General features: G+C 63.6%; 18 protein-coding genes and 2 pseudogenes. 15 read left to right on the top strand and 5 right to left on the bottom strand.

Features of this window, described 5'->3' with window-relative positions; genetic code table 11:
- Positions 1-163: 163 nt before the first annotated feature.
- The 10 genes and pseudogenes from ACMGRF_RS10365 (at position 164) to ACMGRF_RS10320 (ending at position 9,276) form a co-directional block, all read left to right on the top strand.
- Positions 164-556 carry a DUF4189 domain-containing protein gene (locus ACMGRF_RS10365; RefSeq protein WP_258014988.1) on the top strand — a complete coding sequence of 131 codons (393 nt, stop codon included), beginning with the start codon at positions 164-166 and terminating at the stop codon, positions 554-556.
- Positions 557-748: 192 nt separating this feature from the next.
- Positions 749-1,564 (top strand): annotated as a pseudogene (locus tag ACMGRF_RS10360) (type IV secretion system protein); the annotation flags it as partial.
- Positions 1,565-1,589: 25 nt separating this feature from the next.
- Positions 1,590-2,264, top strand: coding sequence for a DUF4189 domain-containing protein (locus ACMGRF_RS10355; protein WP_343204288.1), 675 nt, complete (start codon positions 1,590-1,592; stop codon positions 2,262-2,264).
- A 375-nt stretch (positions 2,265-2,639) separates the two neighbouring features.
- Positions 2,640-3,460: pseudogene (locus ACMGRF_RS10350) on the top strand (type IV secretion system protein).
- Positions 3,461-3,498: 38 nt separating this feature from the next.
- Complete coding sequence (locus ACMGRF_RS10345) at positions 3,499-4,050, top strand: DUF4189 domain-containing protein (RefSeq protein ID WP_080376631.1); 552 nt, start codon at positions 3,499-3,501, stop codon at positions 4,048-4,050.
- Positions 4,051-4,559: 509 nt separating this feature from the next.
- Positions 4,560-4,886 (top strand): DUF4189 domain-containing protein, encoded by a 327-nt coding sequence (locus ACMGRF_RS10340; RefSeq protein WP_329845100.1) that lies wholly within the window; start codon positions 4,560-4,562, stop codon positions 4,884-4,886.
- A 350-nt stretch (positions 4,887-5,236) separates the two neighbouring features.
- The gene (locus tag ACMGRF_RS10335; protein WP_262256820.1) at positions 5,237-5,767 is read left to right on the top strand and encodes a DUF4189 domain-containing protein; all 531 of its coding nucleotides are present in this window, start codon (positions 5,237-5,239) and stop codon (positions 5,765-5,767) included.
- 541 nt (positions 5,768-6,308) lie between these two features.
- The gene (locus ACMGRF_RS10330) at positions 6,309-6,845 is read left to right on the top strand and encodes a hypothetical protein (protein WP_069118276.1); all 537 of its coding nucleotides are present in this window, start codon (positions 6,309-6,311) and stop codon (positions 6,843-6,845) included.
- A 57-nt stretch (positions 6,846-6,902) separates the two neighbouring features.
- Entirely contained in the window at positions 6,903-7,910 is a 1,008-nt protein-coding gene (locus ACMGRF_RS10325) for an XVIPCD domain-containing protein (protein WP_180880671.1), read from the top strand.
- Between the two features lie 97 nt (positions 7,911-8,007).
- Positions 8,008-9,276, top strand: coding sequence for a hypothetical protein (locus ACMGRF_RS10320; RefSeq protein WP_414485202.1), 1,269 nt, complete (start codon positions 8,008-8,010; stop codon positions 9,274-9,276).
- 52 nt (positions 9,277-9,328) lie between these two features.
- Here the strand turns inward: ACMGRF_RS10320 and ACMGRF_RS10315 are convergent, their stop codons facing one another.
- From ACMGRF_RS10315 to ACMGRF_RS10305, 3 genes are read right to left on the bottom strand one after another with little or no spacing between them, the layout of a single operon-like run.
- A complete protein-coding gene (locus ACMGRF_RS10315) occupies positions 9,329-10,654 on the bottom strand; it encodes an XVIPCD domain-containing protein (RefSeq protein WP_180880668.1) in 1,326 nt (441 codons plus the stop codon).
- Positions 10,651-11,304, bottom strand: a complete 654-nt coding sequence (locus tag ACMGRF_RS10310; protein WP_180880667.1) for a hypothetical protein — start codon at positions 11,302-11,304, stop codon at positions 10,651-10,653. Before ACMGRF_RS10310 ends, ACMGRF_RS10315 begins: the two co-directional genes overlap by 4 nt.
- Positions 11,305-11,347: 43 nt before the next feature.
- Positions 11,348-12,019 (bottom strand): hypothetical protein, encoded by a 672-nt coding sequence (locus ACMGRF_RS10305; protein WP_180880666.1) that lies wholly within the window; start codon positions 12,017-12,019, stop codon positions 11,348-11,350.
- Between the two features lie 246 nt (positions 12,020-12,265).
- Between ACMGRF_RS10305 and ACMGRF_RS10300 the strand changes: the two genes are divergently transcribed.
- Complete coding sequence (locus ACMGRF_RS10300; protein WP_049415092.1) at positions 12,266-12,772, top strand: GNAT family N-acetyltransferase; 507 nt, start codon at positions 12,266-12,268, stop codon at positions 12,770-12,772.
- 33 nt (positions 12,773-12,805) lie between these two features.
- On the opposite strand, the gene ACMGRF_RS10295 is transcribed toward ACMGRF_RS10300, so the two are convergent.
- Positions 12,806-13,243: an acetyltransferase gene (locus ACMGRF_RS10295; RefSeq protein WP_099486509.1), complete on the bottom strand. Its 438-nt coding sequence runs from the start codon at positions 13,241-13,243 to the stop codon at positions 12,806-12,808.
- Positions 13,244-13,427: 184 nt separating this feature from the next.
- Between ACMGRF_RS10295 and tadA the strand changes: the two genes are divergently transcribed.
- The 4 genes from tadA to ACMGRF_RS10275 all read left to right on the top strand — a co-directional run bounded on the left by tadA (position 13,428) and on the right by ACMGRF_RS10275 (position 16,828).
- Positions 13,428-13,952: a tRNA adenosine(34) deaminase TadA gene (gene tadA / locus ACMGRF_RS10290; protein WP_049415098.1), complete on the top strand. Its 525-nt coding sequence runs from the start codon at positions 13,428-13,430 to the stop codon at positions 13,950-13,952.
- 74 nt (positions 13,953-14,026) lie between these two features.
- Positions 14,027-14,599 (top strand): oligoribonuclease, encoded by a 573-nt coding sequence (orn, locus tag ACMGRF_RS10285; protein WP_180880665.1) that lies wholly within the window; start codon positions 14,027-14,029, stop codon positions 14,597-14,599.
- 98 nt (positions 14,600-14,697) lie between these two features.
- Positions 14,698-15,573, top strand: a complete 876-nt coding sequence (locus ACMGRF_RS10280; protein WP_049415102.1) for an EcsC family protein — start codon at positions 14,698-14,700, stop codon at positions 15,571-15,573.
- Positions 15,574-15,712: 139 nt separating this feature from the next.
- Positions 15,713-16,828 (top strand): alkene reductase, encoded by a 1,116-nt coding sequence (locus ACMGRF_RS10275; RefSeq protein WP_099486505.1) that lies wholly within the window; start codon positions 15,713-15,715, stop codon positions 16,826-16,828.
- Between the two features lie 172 nt (positions 16,829-17,000).
- Here the strand turns inward: ACMGRF_RS10275 and ACMGRF_RS10270 are convergent, their stop codons facing one another.
- Entirely contained in the window at positions 17,001-17,894 is an 894-nt protein-coding gene (locus tag ACMGRF_RS10270; RefSeq protein ID WP_414485201.1) for a mechanosensitive ion channel family protein, read from the bottom strand.
- Positions 17,895-17,990 lie beyond the last annotated feature (96 nt).

Here is a 17,990-nt window from a genome sequence, read left to right as displayed (position 1 = left end):
ATTCAGGCGTATTTGGAGAGTTAACGTGAAGCGCATTGTGATCTCCCTCTTTTGGATTTGCTCTGCTTTGTTCTTGCTTGTGACAGAAGATGCCCAAGCGGAGGGGCGCTGCCCGCCCGGACAATATCCGATTGGCGGACAGGGGGTTGGTGGATGTGCGCCAATGCCGGGCTCTAATGGAGGCGATGCAGGGTCGAGTGGTCCGGTCGCGACTGGCCGCTGGATCAAAACCTGGGGAGCTATTGCAACCGCAGTAAGCACAGGTGATATGGGGGCTTCGGTTGGAAGGCGTTCAAAGCAGGAAGCTTCGTCCGAGGCGCTTTCCCGTTGCGCAAGCCATGGCGCTAGAGATTGCAAAGTCGGAACTACCTACAAGAACCAGTGTGTTGCATATGCTGATCCCGAGAGGGGGAGTAAGGGCCGTGTCTCCTATTCGGTTGCAGGCTCCAAGGAGGAGGCTGCAAATCGAGTCTTGTCCCATTGCGCGGACATCGGTGGCGGCCAGTGCAAAGTTCTTTATACAGATTGTTCTGAGCCGATCTTTGAGTCGTTCTAGTCTCATGACTGCCGTGACATCTTTGATGGTATGAGCGTACCTGAGCCAAGCTGCTCAAGAGCCTGGGGTAGAACGCGCGGCTGAAGAAGCCGCTCGGCGAGAAGTTGAGCGAGAACGACTTCATCAAGGTTGCATTGCGACTCGTGCACCTTGTTTAGTGGGCAAGTGTTCTTCTACTGCGCTGGGAAAGCGGTACAGGGCTATCGGATCGTCACCGGCCGCAGCCGGGACTCAATGATGATCCTGGTGACCAACATGGCGCGCGCCGCCCTGATCGTGGCGGTGGCGACGAGCATGGGCATGTTCGGTCGCGACCTCCATGAATTCCTGACGGAAGACGTGAAGGGGCTGATCACGCACGTCGTGACCGGCAAGGACGAAAAGCCCGAGGCACAGATCGACAAGAGCCTTGCCTGGATGCAGGTGGCGCTGTCCAGCATCGACGGCATCAAGATTCTCAATGATCCCGAGCTGCAGGCTGACAAGACCCGCGCGATGTGGTTCATCGGCCTGGGCACGGGTGGCCCTGCGGTGACGGCAGGTTCAATGCTGCTGCTGTATGAGGTCGCCATGGCCCTGTTCATCGGCTTGGGACCACTGTTCATTCTCTGCCTTCTGTTCGACCAGACCAAGCAGCTGTTCCAACGATGGCTGTTCTACGGCATTGGAACCATGTTCTCCATGGCGGTGCTGGCGGCGATGGTCTCGATCGCGCTGGACATGGTGATCCGCGTGTCGGCCTCGTTCTGGATGACGGCGCTTGTGAACAAGTTCCCGCTCATGGGCGCGTCCAGTGACGGTATGACCAGTCAGGCGATGCAGCAGGGCGGCATGGGATTGATCCTGACGACCTTGATTCTGACTGCGCCCCCAATCGCGGCCATGTTCTTCCAGGGCACCTTGGGTAGCTTCATGGCATATTCGCAGATAGGTGGCAGCCCGGTGGCTCAGGCGCCGGGGCCGAGCGGACAGCCGCCGGGTAGTTACTACACGCCGGATAAGCCTTCGACGAGCAAGTGAAGTGAAGGCGCTAATGAAGTTGGTGCTCCAACAAAGATGTTCACCGGTCCTTCTAACTCCACGCCTGAGCATGATCCAGGCAGGATGGGGATTGGCAATAAACCGAGATAGAGCCAGGGTGATTGTAATGCGTGCAGCGAATAAATTCAGGGCGAAGGAACTGGTAGCAGCGTACGCCTCGATGCTGTCTTTGCTGTTGATCCTCTTCTTGGTGGATGCTCCGTCCGCTAGCGCAGAAGGTCGTTGCCCACCCGGACAATATCCCATTGGTGGGCAGGGCGTGGGGGGGGGTGCACCGATTCCGGGCGGGGACAGTGGGGCGAATGCAACGGCGGCGCCTCGGCCAACAGGCCGATGGTTGAAAACTTGGGGAGCTATTGCCACTGCTCCGAGCGGTGATGCCGGTGCATCAACGGGTCAGAGTTCGAAAGGCGCTGCAGAGAAAGAAGCTATTTCGCAGTGTGCCCGCGGAGGCGCTAGTGATTGCCGAGTGACGATGTCCTACAAAAACCAATGCGCTGCAATGGTTACCCCTTCGAGTATCGAAAGAGGAGGAGCGGTGACGTGGCGGGCCGAGACGGAGGCTCTCGCCACGAAGCTTGCAATGGATGAATGCACAAAGCGGGGAAGCGCAGGGTGTAAAGTATTTTATTCCGCATGCTCTGATCCGATTTTTCAGGAGTACTAGTGGAATTTCAGCGTGAGCGAATTTTGAGGCTGGCTTGCAAGTATTCCTACTTGGCAGGTGGAGTCTGGAGCTGACGGGCGGTGCGCTTTGCTGCTAGATTTAAGTGACGTCCGTTTATTTGAGGTGGCTTAATTCAGTTGGGCTCCTCAACACGATGTCGCGAATAGCCTCCAACTTCGTCAGGCTGTACGGCTACTCCGCGTGCAATCCTATGCGTGTGTTTTTGATGGCGCGCGTATACGCTGAGCGCGAATTGAATTGGTAAGCTTGGGCTCAGTTCGTGGGAAGTGCTGATGTGATATCGGCTCATCAATGATAGCCCCGGTGATTCAAGAGACGTAGGCCGGCCTGATCTCGACTGTTGTGGCGACGAGCATGGGCATGTTCGGTCGCGACCTCCATGAATTCCTGACGGAAGACGTGAAGGGTCTGATCACGCACGTCGTGACCGGCAAGGACGAAAAGCCCGAGGCACAGATCGACAAGAGCCTTGCCTGGATGCAGGTGGCGTTGTCCAGCATCGACGGCATCAAGATTCTCAATGATCCCGAGCTGCAGGCTGACAAGACCCGCGCGATGTGGTTCATCGGCCTGGGCACGGGTGGCCCTGCGGTGACGGCAGGTTCAATGCTGCTGCTGTATGAGGTCGCCATGGCCCTGTTCATCGGCTTGGGACCACTGTTCATTCTCTGCCTTCTTTCGACCAGACCAAGCAGCTGTTCCAACGATGGCTGTTCTACGGCATTGGAACCATGTTCTCCATGGCGGTGCTGGCGGCGATGGTCTCGATCGCGCTGGACATGGTGATCCGCGTGTCGGCCTCGTTCTGGATGACGGCGCTTGTGAACAAGTTCCCGCTCATGGGCGCGTCCAGTGACGGTATGACCAGTCAGGCGATGCAGCAGGGCGGCATGGGATTGATCCTGGCGACCTTGATTCTGACTGCGCCCCCAATGGCGGCCATGTTCTTCCAGGGCACCTTGGGTAGCTTCATGGCATATTCGCAGATAGGTGGCAGCCCGGTGGCACAGGCACCGGGGCCGAGTGGGCAGCCGCCGGGTAGTTACAAGCCGGCAGCTCCAACCAATTCAGAGGAATCCGTGAGTAGCCAGAGCCTTACGATCCCGAAAATCGCGCCGGGTACTAGTAACTCGGTACATACGCCGGGGGCGCTTGGTAACGCCGCAGTTCGGTGAGCTATGTCACGGCAGTTGCTGAATGGGTAGGGTACTGGATGCAAGAGGTGAAAACGATGAAGCTGCTTTCTTTCCTCCTTTTCTTTGGGGTGCTGCTGGCTCCTGTGTCCGCACTTGCCGAAGGCGGTAGTTGTCCGCCAGGGTTCTACCCGATAGGAGGGCAAGGGGCCAGAGGCTGTGCTCCGATTCCTGGTGGCGACAGCGGTGGCTCGGATCAGCTGCCGCTACTTCCTCCAACGCCGACGGGGGAATGGTTAAGTACATGGGGAGCAATCGCTGCGTCCGAAGCTACTTCTGAGGTAGGAATGGCCTCCGGAATGAATTCCGCAGAAGCCGCCGCTGCCGAGGCTGTGAGGCGCTGTGGTGGTGGAGGAGCCACGGACTGCAAGGTTACTGTCTCTTACTCAAATCAGTGCGTCGCGTGGTTGATTCCTTCTTCAGGAGGCTCGGGGGCTAAATCCGCAGTTGGTAAGGCTCCAAAGAAAAGGCAAGCGATCTCCTTGGCGGGTAAAGGTTGCGTAGATCCCAGTGGAAAGAAGTGCAGGGTCTTTTACGCAGACTGTTCTGAACCTGTTTTCCGTAAGTTCTAGCGATGCAAGTTCGTCGATTCTCTTAAGTCGATTGATTGGTTGCGTCGGAGTCGCCTGGAGCTTGAAGGTGCATCCAGGGCTTGCGTAAATGGGCCGGAAATTCAGAGATTTGGCTTGATGTTGATGCGTTGATTTAGATTCTTGCGCATTGTCAATCGTGGCCACTCTTTCGTAGTTTCCTGCGTTCTGTGGATTGGCGGAGCACGGGTGACTGTACCGGCTGCGAATGGCTAGCTGATAGTGGATTCTTCGGGATTTGGCTCTGGATGACAGGTGAAAAGCTTTCCTTCGGATGTTGGGGGATTTCGAACGTCATCAGGGGTTCGAAGGTCGTGTATAGATTCGCGGCGAGTCTAGCGGTAGTTCTAGCACTTACGTCCGACCTGGCTTGGGCGGAAGGAAGGTGTCCTCCAGGCCAGTATCCGATTGGCGGGCGGGGTGCCGGCGGATGTGCGCCGATTCCTGCTGGTGGATCATGAGCGGAAAGCCCGCGTCCAACGGGACGGTGGATCAAGACTTGGGGAGCATTTGCCGCCGCGCCTTCCGGAATCGCAGGAGCGGCAAGTGGGTGGAGGAAGAAGGCGGATGCGGGAAGCGCGGCGGTGAGATCCTGCTCTGATGCAGGCGGTCGGGATTGCCGAGTGAAGTTCACCTATAAGAATCAATGCGCGACGGCGGCTGTCTCGAATGCGGGAACCGGGGGGACTTTCTACTCTGCTGCAGCCACAAAGGAGGAGGCGGAAGGCCTATCCTTGGCGCAATGTCGTGCTGCTTCCAAAGAGACATGTGAAGTTGTCATGTCCAATTGCACCGAGCCGGAGTTTGAGAAGTTTTGAGTAATTGCCCGCATTTTTCTCGTGATGCGGCGATAGAATGGCCCGCCGTTGAGCGGGCTGTTTTTTTTCTGCGCCCATCAAACTAAGAAGAACTCTACTCTTGATGTTGGGAGATTCTCGGTATGATCAGGCGTTCAGCAGCGACAAATTTGGCCGCAGCAATTGACGTGGCGGGTGCTGCGCTCACATCTGAGTAGGTCCGGGCAGCAGTAGCGCGACATGGGCTCGATCCTAGCGAACACTATCTGACTGTCGCCAATGGCGGCCATGTTCGTCTAGGGCGCCTTGGGCAGCTTCATGGCATATTTGCAGATGGGTGGCAGTGCAGTCGAATACAGGCAGGAGGCGCGATGTCTTGGAGGTTTACGCTTCTACGTAGTTGGCGGGTGATCCTGGGCCTTTTGTTGGCCGCAGTCTTCCAGTCGGCAGCGTTCGCGGAGGGCGGGTGCCCTCCGGGGCAGTATCCTATTGGCGGGCAAGGTGTCCAAGGATGCGCTCCGATCCCTGGGGCGGGTGACGGCTCGCTCAAGACGCCGCAACCCGAAGGGAAGTGGATCGAAACGTGGGGCGCGATCTCTGTTTCTCCTGAGGGCGCGTCCGGAGTGTCTATCGGGAAGCGTAGTAAGTCTGAGGCAGAGGCAGAGGCTGTGATGCAATGCCGGCAATCAGGTGGTCGCGCCTGTCGAAGTTCTTTTTCCTACGAGAATCAGTGCGTTGCTGCGGTGGTCCCCAGATCGGGTTCCGGCGGCACCAGCTTTGGTGGAAAGGCGACTGTTGAAGAAGCAATTCAATTGGCAACTCGTCTTTGTATAGGGGATGGGGGGCAGGGATGCCACGTCGTGTACACCGCGTGCTCAGCTCCTGAGTATGTGCGGAAGTGAAGCGAGGATAGCGCCGGGCTAGCGCCCCGGTTGTTTCGTTGGACCGGCCGTAGTGTTTTCAATTTTTTGGAAATTCTCATTGCGAATGACGGATCCCGAGCGCCGCAATGGTGCTTGTATTCGGGTGGGTTCGTTCACCTGATCCGCGTTCGCTGCACCCGTTCCGCTTGCGGCTGCACGAGTGTTAAGTGCCTGATCAGCGCTGCCGTCAACTCCAAGTAGGCATCCATTCACGTTAGCCGCGCTTTTTCTGTGATCAAGTGCGCTTTTCATCCCAAGCCCCCTTCGACGAGCCCCGCCTCCTCGAAGTAAGCTGCGTGCGCGTCAAAATCCCGACGCGCCGGTGCCATCGAACGCAGGAGCTTTTCCGTCCATGAGGACTGTGTCCCCCCGCAGTGCGGGTGACGCTTGCCACCATCGCGGTTGCCGTGGGCTCGGGGCTATCATCCGCCATGGCGGCCGCCGGGCACGTGCGGGGCATCGCCCCGTTTCCGGCCTCCGCTCGGGAACTGGCAGGACGGGATTGAAGGAGTTGCAGCGGATGGAGAAGGGGAGTGGCACGCACATGGACAATGCCCTGGCGTTCGTTCCGTCCGGCGCGAACCTGCTGGAAGCTGTACGCGGCGATCTGACCGGCAATGGTTTCCAGGACCAGCTCCTGGTGATCGACCAACCTCCTCCGGAGGGCTTGTTGCCCGGCGAGCACGGACCGAACCGGGTCCTGCTGTTGCTGCTGGGCGATGCCACGGGCCGCTGGCAGCTGGCGGCACGCAACGACAAGCTGGTGCCGTGCTCAACGCGCGGTGGCATGGCCGGTGACCCCTTCGCCTACGTGACGATTGAAGACGGCGCGTTCAGCGTGATTACCAACGGCGGCAGCCGCGAACGCTGGAGCAGCGTCTACACCTTCCGGTATGCACCTGCCGAGCAGACGTGCTGGGTGCATGGCGTGCAGCGCAAGGTGGTGGACACCGAAACCGAAGCGACCCACACGCGCGATTTCTCCGCGGCCGAGCTTGGCCGGGTGCGGTTCGAGGATTTCGATCCGTCCGTCGTCGCCGACGTGAGCTTGCCCTGAGTGCCATGCCTGTGAGGAGGCGGGAGTATCCAACGATGATCGAGCAGGAGTTTCACCGTGTCGCAGGATAGGGAGTCGTTGCTGTTGCGGCAGGCCACGGAGGCCGGCATGACTTCGTCCCGGGAACTGGCCAACTTCATGGCGCAGGCCGGGCATGAATCCCGGGGCTTGAGCCGTCTCAACGAGAGTTTCAACTTCACCCGGGGCATCTCGCAGATCCCGGTGGAAGCGGCGTGGCGCAATGGCAATGGTGCGCTTGAGAGCGCGCGCCAGGAGGCGCTGCGTGGCCGCCCGGAAAACCTGGCTGAGCTGATGTATGGCGGGCGCATGGGCAATGACGCGCCTGGCGATGCGCTGAAGTATCACGGCCGTGGCTATCTGCCTCTGGTCGGCAAGGAAAATTACGAGCGCGCCGGCAAGGCGCTGGATCTTGACCTGGTAAATCACCCGGAACTGGCGGCGCAGCCCGAGCACGCAGGCCGCATTGCCGTGTGGCAGTGGCAGACGCGGGTGCCGGAAGCAGCGCGCGAGGACGTGCGCGAAGCGACGCGCGCGATCAATGGTGGCCTGAACGGCATCGAGGCCCGCCAGCAGCGATTCGAGGCGTGGCAGCAGAAGCTGACGCCTGATGTGATGGCACGGCTGGAGCGGGGCGAAGTCGGGGCGCCGGCCCAGCAGGCCCCCGTGCGCGACATGTCGCAGCCTGGCGCGCCGGGGCATGCCCTGTTCCAGGGCGCCCGCCACCATCTGCAGCAGATGGGACCGCAAAGCGGTCTGCGCAGCGTGCAGGAACTGGACAATGCCGCCGGCGCACTGGCGCTGAGCGCGCAGAGGGCGGGGATGTCGCGCATCGATCATCTCCTGGCTGGCAACGACGGCCGCACGTTGTTTGCCGTGCAGGGCGCGCTGGGTGACCCGGCCATGCTGCGGGCTTCGGTCGAGCGCGAACAGGCGGCACAGCAGCCGCTGGCACAGAGCAGCCAGCAGTTGGCCGCCAACGTCGCCCAGCAGGACCCTGCGGCCGCGCTCGCCCGCGAGCAGGAGCAGCGCTCTCGATCCCTGTAGCACCTGATGCCGGCGGGCAGGGTGCCCGCAGGCGCTTTACGTACGACGCGTGGCGCCCTGTGGCGCCGACATGGAAACCCACCCGTAAGGACACCACATGCGAATCGTTCCCCCGAATGCCCGGCACGCCGCTGCCCGCTGCAATGCATCCGTCCGCCGCCTGCCGCCGCTCTGGCTGCTGTCACTTGGACTTGCCGCAGCGTTGGCACAGGCTCAGGAGACAGCGGCACCCGCCGTGGAGACGCCCCCCGCTGCAGATGCAATCGCTGAGGCGCCTGCAGGGGCGGCGCCCGTTGCAGCGCCCATGGCGGCCGACGCCGTTGTCGCGGCGCCGGCTCCCGAAGTACCGGCTGCCGTGACACCCCCTGCGACACCGGTGGTGGACACGCAGCCGGCGCCGGCTGCGGACCCGGCGCCGGCGCCCGTTGCGCCCGCAGCGGCGGCGCCTGTGGCTGCACCGCCTGCCGCCGTCGAGCCAACCGTTCCCGCGGTAGCACCCGCTCCGCCCGCATTGGCCATCGTGCCGTTGCCGCCCGAGCAGGCGACCGAGCGGGCGCTCGGTGCCCGCTGCCCGGTGGATCTGGCCGGGCGGCTGGCGACCCAGGGCGACCTGCTGATTGGCGCCTGCCAGGGCACCATGCCGGCGCATCTGGCTGCGTTGCTGGTCGCGCTGCCCGTGCAGGACATCCACCTGCCGCGCAGCTGGCGCGAGCGTGAGGTGCGGCAGAAGGCCTGGTTCAAGGCGGTGCCGGGCTATGGCCAGCGCCCGGACTTCATCGTCCGGATGGGCGACATCTGGGTGCGTTCGCTGGAAGGGCGCGACGCCGACAGCACGTTCTATCTGGTGTCGGCGCCGTTCACCTGCGCCGACCAGGTCGCCAACCGGGATGAGCACGGCGCGGAGCCGGTCCGCGTGCCAGCGGGTGATTGCCGCGAGGCCTACGTGGGCCAGCGTGTGTACCAGGTCCGCGGGGACGCGGCGCCGAGGGATGTGACCGCCGATGCCATGCCGGCCATGCCCCCGGTGACGGACGCCGACCGTGCGCGCCAGCTGTCGCGTGAGGGACGGATCAGCCTTGACCATAGCAAGTTGCAGTACGGCCCGGCCATGCGCTGGTTCGTGCAGTACCCGGAGTCGGCGCAGAAGGGCGGTCCGCGCGCCTACAGTGACTGGAACCGTGAGCACATCGCGTTCGTGGTCTGGACCGGTGATCGCTTCGAGCTGCGCGAGAAGGTCGCGCGCGCGCAGTGGCCCTGTGACCCGGTGGCACCCGGCGATCGCGCCTGTGGCGGATTCCCGGATTCCGGGCCCGACCTGTTCGTGACGGCCGGAGCATCCGTGCCAATGGCAGCGTCCAGCCCCTGAGCCGGAGTTTCGAAGTGATGCGGGAGCCGGGCTGACCGGCTCCCGCGCTGCATCAGGCCTGCAGGCTGCGGGTCTGGTTCTGTTGCTGCTCCAGCTGTTGGTCGCGCTCCAGCGCAACGCGCTGGCCTGCGGCCTGCTGGTCGATGCGCTGGCTGCTCTGTTCCAGCGGGGTGTTCATCGCCACTGCCGTATCTACCGATACGCGAAGGTGGGCCGGGTCGCCGCCCTGGCCCTGCACGGCGAAGCTGCGCGAGGCATCAGCATTCATGACCACTTCGTCGATGCGCTTGCCGCCTGCTGCGTGCATTTCGGCGGCCAGGCTGCCTGCCAGTTGCGTGCTCATTACGTCCGGTACACGGCCGACGCGGACATCCTGCGCGTGCACGCCACGGATCGCGTCGTTGAACAGTGGGTTACCCACATGGTTGGCATCGTCCATTCGCAACATGTTGGTGTGATGGCCGTTCTTCTCCGCTTCGCGGCGTGCCGGCTCACCCGGCTGCAGCGGGCCGCGGATGTGGTCGTACAGATCGATGGCGCCGCCCGGGATGCCGCGTGCCGCGCGGGTGACGCCGCGACGCAGTGACTCGACGTCATCGCGGTACTCCTCGATCATCCGGGCGTTGTCTTTTGCCAGCTGCTGCGTTTCCGGGTGCTGCAGCACCGAGCCGTCGCCGAGGAAGTTGCCCAGCTTGTGCGCGCCGAACGAGCTGCCTGCGGCGATGATCGGCCGGTCGGGGATAAGGGCGCGCAACGAGTGATTGCTGAAGCCGTTCGCGGCGAGCGTGCTGATTTCATTCGGCTTGGCGTAGATGCGCACCTGGCCGAAGTGCGGCGACGCCGCGCTGACCGGATCGGAGGCCATGACATGGTTGATCATGGTGTTGCCGCCTTCCGGGATGCGGTAGCTGAGGCTGACCGCGCCATAGGCGTTGAAGGTCTCGCCCTTGACATTGAAATGGTGCGAGGTGATCTGGGCCAGAGCGCCGCCGAGGGAGTGGCCGGTGACAGTGACTTCAGGTGCACGGCCTCCAAATGCAGCTTCCTGCTTTGCGTAGTCCAGCGCGCTCTTGGTCAAAGCGATGGCATCGGGGGCCTGCACATTGGTGCGGGCGACGACCATGCCGCCGTCGGTCAGGATGGCATCACGAGCTATCTGCTCGGTGCCGCGATGAGCGACCACGATCTCATTGGTATCAGTTCGCTGGTAAACGGTGCCTTGGTAACCGTTGAGTCGGTTGTTAACGTGTTCGAGAATCCTGTACTCGCGTCCGTTGATCGTAACGAGTTCTTCTTCGCCGGGATGCCGACGACCTACCGCGCGATCCTTGTAGGCGTCGTCGGAAAGCGCTGCATAGTCCTGAGTGCTGACAGTCATGGGGTGACCTCACTGGCGCTGAGGCTCATGGTGAACAACTTGCCCTGCAGTTCGGCCACGTAGTCAGTCGGGTCGGCCTTGCCGGTGGCTGGGTAGTTGGCAGCAAGCGGCGCCCTCGGATACGCCGCGTCCGGATAGTAAAGCGTGTGGGTCTTGCCTTCAGTCAGCGGTTCGGCCTTGACGAATGTCAGGAAGCGGGTCTCTTCTTCAGCGCCCGTCGCCTTCAACATCGCCCCAGCGCCAGTGAACTCCCAATGGCACACGCCGCGGCCGTAGTAGTCTTCATCCAGCATGCGGTCCACGTACAGCGTGCCCCGGTACTCGCCTTCGGCGACCTTGCGCAGTTCCACCGGCTCCTGGCTGGTGATGCGTGCGGCCGTGCCGGTGGCCGGCTCGATGTGACCGCACTGGTCTTCGTTGGTGACGTCGTACTGTGCGACGCCTTCGACCACCGCGAAATCGCCGGGGGCGTCCTTCAGGCGCAGTACCAGTTCATAGGCCTTGCGCGGGCTGGGGTTGAGCTTGGCGAGGCCGCGCCCACCCTGGGCGACATCGGCTTCAGCAGCGGCACGTTCCTGGTTCATGGCGGTCTCCGGATGGCAGGCGGTCAACAGAAGCAGAGCAAGGCACGGAATCATCTTGTGGCGCAATGTCGGCCTCCCTGGGGATAGGGGTGAATGAGGCACTGGCAGCTCATGGCATGAGCTTCTGCACAGTGGTGGTGGTTGAGAACAGCGCGCCGCGCAGATCTTCGCTGTACCCTGACGGAGCTTCCTCGCCACTGGCGCCAAAGTTGGCGACAGTGTCGGCGCGCGGATAGACAAGGTTCGGGTAATAAAGCGTCAGAGGCGAGTCGTTCTCCATGCGCTTCTTGTCGACGAACGTCAGGAATCGTGTATCCGCCTTGCTGGTCGTGGCGCGCAACATCGCACCGACGCCCGTCAGCGTCCAATGGCAGACGGCGCGCCCGTAGTAGTCCTCATCCAGCATGCGGTCCAGGTAGAACGTACCGCGGTACTCGTTCTCGCTGACCTTGTGCAGGGTGACGGGCTCCTGGCTGGTGATGCGGCCCGCAGTGCCTGTGGCAGGCAGTATCCGCCCGCAGTCTTCGTAGTTGCTGACGTCATACTGGGCCACACCTTCGGCGACCGCGAAAGGCCCAGGCGCGTCCTTCAGTGTCAGCACCAGTTCGTAGGCCTGCTTCGGCGCCGGGTTGAGTTTGGCCAAGCCGCGTCCACCCGCGGCGACGTCACGCTCGGCATCGGCGTAGGGCGAGCATGCCGCCAGCGGGACGAGGGCGAGCAATGCGAGCAGCGGCCGTCCCCTGAGTTCGGGGCGAGCTAGACCCATGTCGCGATCCTGCATCGTGCGTCCATGTCCATCTATCCTTCCTGGGTGGCAGGTTTATCGATTATGGAACGTGCCGGGAGCGCTGTGCCACCCTAGGAGACGGATTTTTGACGCCCCCGGGACGCATTGCCCAGGCGGATCGCTTGCCGCACAAGGCTCGCGATCGTTACGTTGGCATTGCTGCCGGAGGCATGTCTGCGGCTGAATCCGTGACCGAAATCAATCATTCACATGTCCATCACTTCATTGAAGGCGCTCTCCTTGAACTGCATGATCCGTCCTGAAAGCCGCGAAGACCGCGCTGTCATCCACGCACTCACCGAGGCAGCCTTCCGCGAAGCCCCGCACAGCAGCCACACCGAGCAGTTCATTGTGGATGCACTGCGTTCGCGTGGAGAGCTGAGTCTTTCGCTGGTCGCCGAGAAGGACGGGCAGGTCGTCGGGCATGTTGCCTTGTCGCCGGTGACGATCAGCGATGGCAGCACCGGCTGGTTTGGCCTGGGGCCAATCTCGGTGCTGCCCGAATGGCAGGGGCAGGGCATCGGCGCGGCACTGATGCACGCGGCGCTTGATGCATTGCGTGAGCAGGGGGCACAGGGCTGCGTATTGCTGGGAGAACCGGCGTATTACGGTCGATTCGGATTCCGCGCCGAGCCGGGCCTGGTGCTGCCGGGGGTTCCACCAGAGTACTTCCAGGCGCTGCACCTGAGGCCGTCGATGGCGCAGGGAGAGGTGCAGTACTCACCGGCATTCGAAGCCACGGCCTGATGATCGGGGCGGGCCTCGAACATCCGTCGAATGTCAGCCGTTGTACCGGAGATGGATCAGGGGATACGGACGGCCTTGCGAATCGAGCGGTGAGCGGCCGGTTTCGACGAAGCCCATGCGCAGGTAGAAGCCAACCGCCTGCGCGTTCTGTTCGTTGACATCGGTACTCAGCTGCGGATGCAGGGCCAACGCGTGTTGTAACAGCTGCCGGCCGATACCGGTGCCGCGCACGTCCGGATCGATGAACAGCGCTTCCATGTGCGTGCCGTCGATCAGCATGAAGCCCACTGGCCGATCCTGTGCATCGACAGCAACGGTCATCGGCGACTGCGGCAGGAAGCTGGCGACTTCGGCATCGATGGCCTGCCGGTCTTCGGCGCTGAGAAAGTCATGGGTGGCGTCGACGGCGCGGCGCCAGACATCGATGAGGGCGGCGCCGTCGTCGGCACGCGAGGGGCGAAGGGTGGTCATGGGTTCACCAAGGTGCTTGCGGAAGGGCCCAGTATGAGGCCTGCAGCCTGGCTTCAGCGCACTCGCTGCTTGAACCGCCGGTCGCGCGCAGTGGCACCGCCGATACCCGCGCCGCCTGTACGGCTGCAGGCGTACAATGCGGCCCCGGCGGCCATCCTGGCCCTGCAGACACGCGAGAACCGCCATGACCGATGCCCTGGGTATCCCGGTGCACGACGCCGATGAACACTGGATGCGCCATGCACTGGCGCTGGCCGAGCGTGCGCAGCGCGAGTTCGACGAGATTCCGGTCGGTGCGGTACTGGTGGGCGCCGATGGCCAGCTGCTGGGTGAGGGGTGGAACCTCAACATCGCCTCGCACGATCCCAGTGCGCATGCCGAGATCGTGGCCATGCGCGCCGGCGGCACGCGGCTGGCCAATCATCGGCTGCTCGGCAGCACCCTGTACGTGACCCTGGAACCGTGCGCGATGTGCGCGATGGCGATTGTGCATGCACGCGTTGCCCGCTTGGTCTACGGCGCCAGCGACCCCAAGACCGGCGCCTGCGGCAGCGTGTTCGATCTGCTCGGCGATGCCCGCCACAACCACCGGGTCGAGATCCACGGTGGGGTGCTGGCCAAGGAGGCCAGCATGCGCCTGACCAATTATTTCCGCGCCAAGCGCGGCAAGCCGCCGTTGCTGCTGGAAGACCACGCCGGCGAGGGCTGAGGGGCGAAAGGGTATGATGGGCGCCCCTTTCCTTCACCGGTGGGCCGCGCGCCTGCCCAGCAACGAGGCGACACATGGCGGACAACGGCGCGGCCAACGAGCGGCTGATCTGGATCGACCTGGAAATGACCGGGTTGGATACCGACAACGATTCGATCATCGAGATCGCCACCGTGGTCACTGATGCCCAGCTCAATGTGCTGGCTGAAGGCCCCGAGTTTGCCATCCACCATCCGCTGCAAACGCTGGAAGCGATGGATGAGTGGAACCGTAACCAGCACCGTCGTTCGGGCCTGTGGCAGCGCGTGGTGGACAGCACCACCACCCTGGGCCAGGCCGAAGTGCAGACGGTGAACTTCCTGGCGCAGTGGATCCCGGCCGGCCTTTCGCCGATGTGCGGCAACTCGATCTGCCAGGATCGCCGCTTCCTGCACCGCCAGATGCCGCGGCTGGAGAAGTACTTCCACTACCGCAACCTGGACGTGTCCACGGTGAAGGAACTGGCCAAGCGCTGGGCGCCGAGCGTGGCCGCCGGCGTCGGCAAGAACAGCAACCACACCGCGCTGAGCGACGTGCACGATTCGATCGCCGAGCTGCGCCACTACCGCCAGTTCATGGGCGCGCTGTCGGGGCTTTCGACGCCTTGATCGGTAGTGCCGGCCGCTGGCCGGCAAGGCGCCGGATTCGCCCTCTCTGTCGTGACCCGCGACGAACCGTTCAACTTCCGGGCGCTAAGATCGGCGCCATGAACGAGCCCATCCTGCTCCCCCGCGACATCGCCCATGACGCCCGCGACTGGTCCGACCTGCAGCGCGCGGTGGCCCTGCTGGAAGCGCCGACCCTGACCGCGCGCATGGCCAACCTGGTCGGCACGCCGCTGGAATTCGCGGTGAAGGCGCTGCCCAGCTCGGTCTCCAACCGCATCCACGGTGCGGTGCAGGCGGCACTGTCCAAGTCGGCGCAGGCAGCCCTGTGGAGCATGGACAACTCGCCCGGCAAGGGAGCGTCGACCCGCTGGCACAAACTGGCGGCAGCCACCTCCGGTGCGGTAGGCGGCGCCTTCGGCTTTGCCGCCTTGCTCATCGAGTTGCCGGTGTCGACCACGATCATGATGCGTGCTGTGGCCGACGTCGCCCGCAGCGAGGGGTTTGACCTGTCCGAGTTCAGCACCCGCCAGGCGTGCCTGGAGGTGTTCGCGCTGGGCGGCAACTCGCCGCGTGATGACGCCAGCGAGACGGGCTATTACCTGGCCCGCGGCTTCACCACCGATGTGATGCGCCACCTGTCGGCCGAGCTGGCCGGGCGGGTGGTGACTGGCCGCGACCTGACCCTGGGCGTGGCGCCGAAGGAAGCCGGCAAGCTGCTGGCGAAGATGGTGGAGAAGGTGGCGGCGCGCTTTGGCGTGGTCGTTACCGAGAAGTTTGCCGCGCAGGCGGTGCCGATCGTCGGTGCCGCCGCGGGTGCAACGCTTAACACCATGTTCACCGACTACTACCAGGACATGGCGCGTGGTCACTTCATCGTGCGGCGGCTGGAGTTGAAGTACGGGGAAGATGTGGTGCGCGCCTGCTATGACCGCGTGGCACACGGTGCGGTAAAGATCGAGCCAAGGGTGGAGTAGATCCACGCCATGCGTGGATGAGACCTCGTACAGGGTGATCCTTGCCGTGGGGGAACAACTGTTTTGCCAGTGCGTGCCTGTTGCCCGGCGGGCGCCATCCCCATTCTTTGCGGCACTCCTCCCGCAAGAGATCGCTGCCATGCTGTTCACTCCTCATCATCTGGGCGCACTGACGCTGCCCAACCGCATCGTGATGCCGCCGATGACCCGCTCGCGCTCGTCGGCCGGCAACGTGCCCACTGCCGAAATGGCCGCCTATTACGCGCAGCGCGCCAGCGCCGGCCTGATCGTCAGCGAAGGCACCCAGATCAGCCCGCAGGGCCAGGGCTATGCCTGGACCCCGGGCATCCATAGCCCGGACCAGGTGAACGGCTGGCGTCGGGTGACCGATGCCGTGCACGCTGCCGGTGGTCGCATCTACGCCCAGCTGTGGCATGTCGGCCGGGTCTCGCACGTGGCGCTGCAGCCGGGTGGCGCCGCGCCGGTGTCGTCGTCGGCGTTGTTGGCGGAAGGCGTGAAGGTGTTCGTCGACCCGACCGGGGCAGGTCCCGAAGCCGGGGTGGGCGAAATGATCCAGCATTCGATGCCGCGCGCGCTGCGCGAAGACGAGATTCCGGGCATCGTCGCCGACTACGCCCAGGCGGCACGCAACGCGCTGGACGCAGGCTTCGATGGCGTGGAGTTGCACGGTGCCAATGGCTACCTGATCAACCAGTTCATCGACTCGCAGGCCAACCAGCGCACCGACGGCTATGGCGGCGCGTTGCAGAACCGCCTGCGGTTCCTGCGCGAGGTGGTGCAGGCGGTGGTTGCGGTGGTCGGTGGTGATCGCGTCGGCGTGCGCCTGGCGCCACTGACCACGCTGCAGGGCGCGGTGGACGATACGCCGCAGGCGACCTATCTGGCGGCAGCCCACCTGTTGGGCGAACTGGAGGTGGGTTACCTGCACATCGCCGAGGCCGACTGGGACGATGCACCGTTGATGCCGGTGGCGTTCAAGCAGGCGCTGCGCATGGTCTACCCGGGTACGCTGATCTATGCCGGCAAGTACACCGCCGAACGTGCCGAGCAGGCACTGGCTGAAGGCTGGGCCGACCTGATCGGCTTCGGTCGCCCGTTCATTGCCAACCCGGATCTGCCTGAGCGCCTGCGCCTGGGTGCGGAACTGAATCCGCCGGATCGTGCGACGTTCTTCGGTGGCGGGGCGATCGGCTTCACCGATTACCCGACGCTGGAAGAGAGCGTCGCGGCCTGATCCTGAAGGCTGCCGGCCAGCGGCCGGCACTACCGGTGTATGGAGATGGGGTGGTGCCGGCCAGCGGCCGGCACTACCGGGATGCGCGGGGCAGGGTAGTGCCGGCCGCTGGCCGGCATTTCAGTCAGGGGCGGGGGTAGTGCCGGCCGCTGGCCGGCATCCCGGGGATGGATCAGGGCTTGTCGCGCACCAGCGCGTCCGCCTCGACCACACCGCCATCCTTTCCATGCAGGTACAGGTGCATGTCCTGCTGCGGGTACGGGATGTTGATGCCGGCCTTGTCAAAGCCCAGCTTGAGCTGCTCCAGCAGCGTGACCTTGGTGCCGAACCAGTCGGCCGACTTCACGTAGCAACGGATGCCGAGGTTGATCGCGTGCGCACCCAACTCGTACACCACCACGTCCGGTGCCGGCGTCTGCAGCACGCGCGGGTCGGCCTTCATCAACGCCAGCGCGGTGTCGCGTGCCAGCTGGATGTTGTCTTCGTAGCCGATGCCGATCACCAGTTCGACGCGGCGGGTCGGCTCGGCGGTGAGGTTGATGATCGGTGCGGCGGTGATCAGCGTGTTCGGAATGGTGGTGTGCTGGTTGTCGGCACCGGTGATGACGGTCTGGAAAATGCGCACTTCGCGCACCGTGCCAGTCTGTCCGGCAACGGTGACCACATCGCCGACGCGGAACGGCCGCAGCGTCACCAGCATCACGCCCGAGGCGATGTTGGACAGCGAATCCTTCAGGGCAAGGCCAACGGCCAGGCCAGCGGTGCCGAGCACGGCCAGCAGCGGAGTGATCTGCACGCCCAGCGTGCCGATGGCCAGCACCACCACGATCACCAGCGACGCGGCGTACACCACGTTGCGCAGGAAGCTGCCCAGCATCGGGTCCACGCCCAAGCGCGCTGTGGCGCGCGGCATCGCATTGGACAGGCGACGCGCCACCCACAGGCCCACCAGCAGCACCACGATGGCGGCCAGTAACGGCACACCGTAGGTTTCCAGCAGGCGCTCCCAGTTGAGCGAGTGGAACCAGGGCGTTGCGGCAGGGGCGGGAGGTGCGGCGGCGATCATGCGGAAGTCCTTTGCTGCGTAGCGATGTCTGCGTGGGGCAGGGCGTGCGTGGACGCCAGAAACAGCAAGCCCCGCAGAGGCGGGGCTTGCGTGCAG

Origin of the sequence: Stenotrophomonas sp. EMP41, assembly GCF_047495535.1 — a bacterium.
In the GTDB taxonomy this organism is placed as follows: domain Bacteria; phylum Pseudomonadota; class Gammaproteobacteria; order Xanthomonadales; family Xanthomonadaceae; genus Stenotrophomonas; species Stenotrophomonas sepilia.
The sequence above is the reverse complement of the archived record's forward strand: the minus strand, read 5'-3'. Positions and strand labels throughout refer to the sequence as shown.

What these genes read in the sequence shown, in the direction of transcription:
- ACMGRF_RS10365 (WP_258014988.1), top strand. Translation starts at nt 164, where the DNA reads ATGCCGGGCTCTAATGGAGGCGATGCAGGGTCGAGTGGTCCGGTCGCG.
- ACMGRF_RS10355 (WP_343204288.1), top strand. Translation starts at nt 1,590, where the DNA reads ATGAAGTTGGTGCTCCAACAAAGATGTTCACCGGTCCTTCTAACTCCA.
- ACMGRF_RS10345 (WP_080376631.1), top strand. Translation starts at nt 3,499, where the DNA reads ATGCAAGAGGTGAAAACGATGAAGCTGCTTTCTTTCCTCCTTTTCTTT.
- ACMGRF_RS10335 (WP_262256820.1), top strand. Translation starts at nt 5,237, where the DNA reads ATGTCTTGGAGGTTTACGCTTCTACGTAGTTGGCGGGTGATCCTGGGC.
- ACMGRF_RS10330 (WP_069118276.1), top strand. Translation starts at nt 6,309, where the DNA reads ATGGAGAAGGGGAGTGGCACGCACATGGACAATGCCCTGGCGTTCGTT.
- ACMGRF_RS10320 (WP_414485202.1), top strand. Translation starts at nt 8,008, where the DNA reads ATGCGAATCGTTCCCCCGAATGCCCGGCACGCCGCTGCCCGCTGCAAT.
- ACMGRF_RS10315 (WP_180880668.1), bottom strand. Translation starts at nt 10,654, where the DNA reads ATGACTGTCAGCACTCAGGACTATGCAGCGCTTTCCGACGACGCCTAC.
- ACMGRF_RS10305 (WP_180880666.1), bottom strand. Translation starts at nt 12,019, where the DNA reads ATGCAGGATCGCGACATGGGTCTAGCTCGCCCCGAACTCAGGGGACGG.
- ACMGRF_RS10295 (WP_099486509.1), bottom strand. Translation starts at nt 13,243, where the DNA reads ATGACCACCCTTCGCCCCTCGCGTGCCGACGACGGCGCCGCCCTCATC.
- tadA (WP_049415098.1), top strand. Translation starts at nt 13,428, where the DNA reads ATGACCGATGCCCTGGGTATCCCGGTGCACGACGCCGATGAACACTGG.
- orn (WP_180880665.1), top strand. Translation starts at nt 14,027, where the DNA reads ATGGCGGACAACGGCGCGGCCAACGAGCGGCTGATCTGGATCGACCTG.
- ACMGRF_RS10280 (WP_049415102.1), top strand. Translation starts at nt 14,698, where the DNA reads ATGAACGAGCCCATCCTGCTCCCCCGCGACATCGCCCATGACGCCCGC.
- ACMGRF_RS10275 (WP_099486505.1), top strand. Translation starts at nt 15,713, where the DNA reads ATGCTGTTCACTCCTCATCATCTGGGCGCACTGACGCTGCCCAACCGC.
- ACMGRF_RS10270 (WP_414485201.1), bottom strand. Translation starts at nt 17,894, where the DNA reads ATGATCGCCGCCGCACCTCCCGCCCCTGCCGCAACGCCCTGGTTCCAC.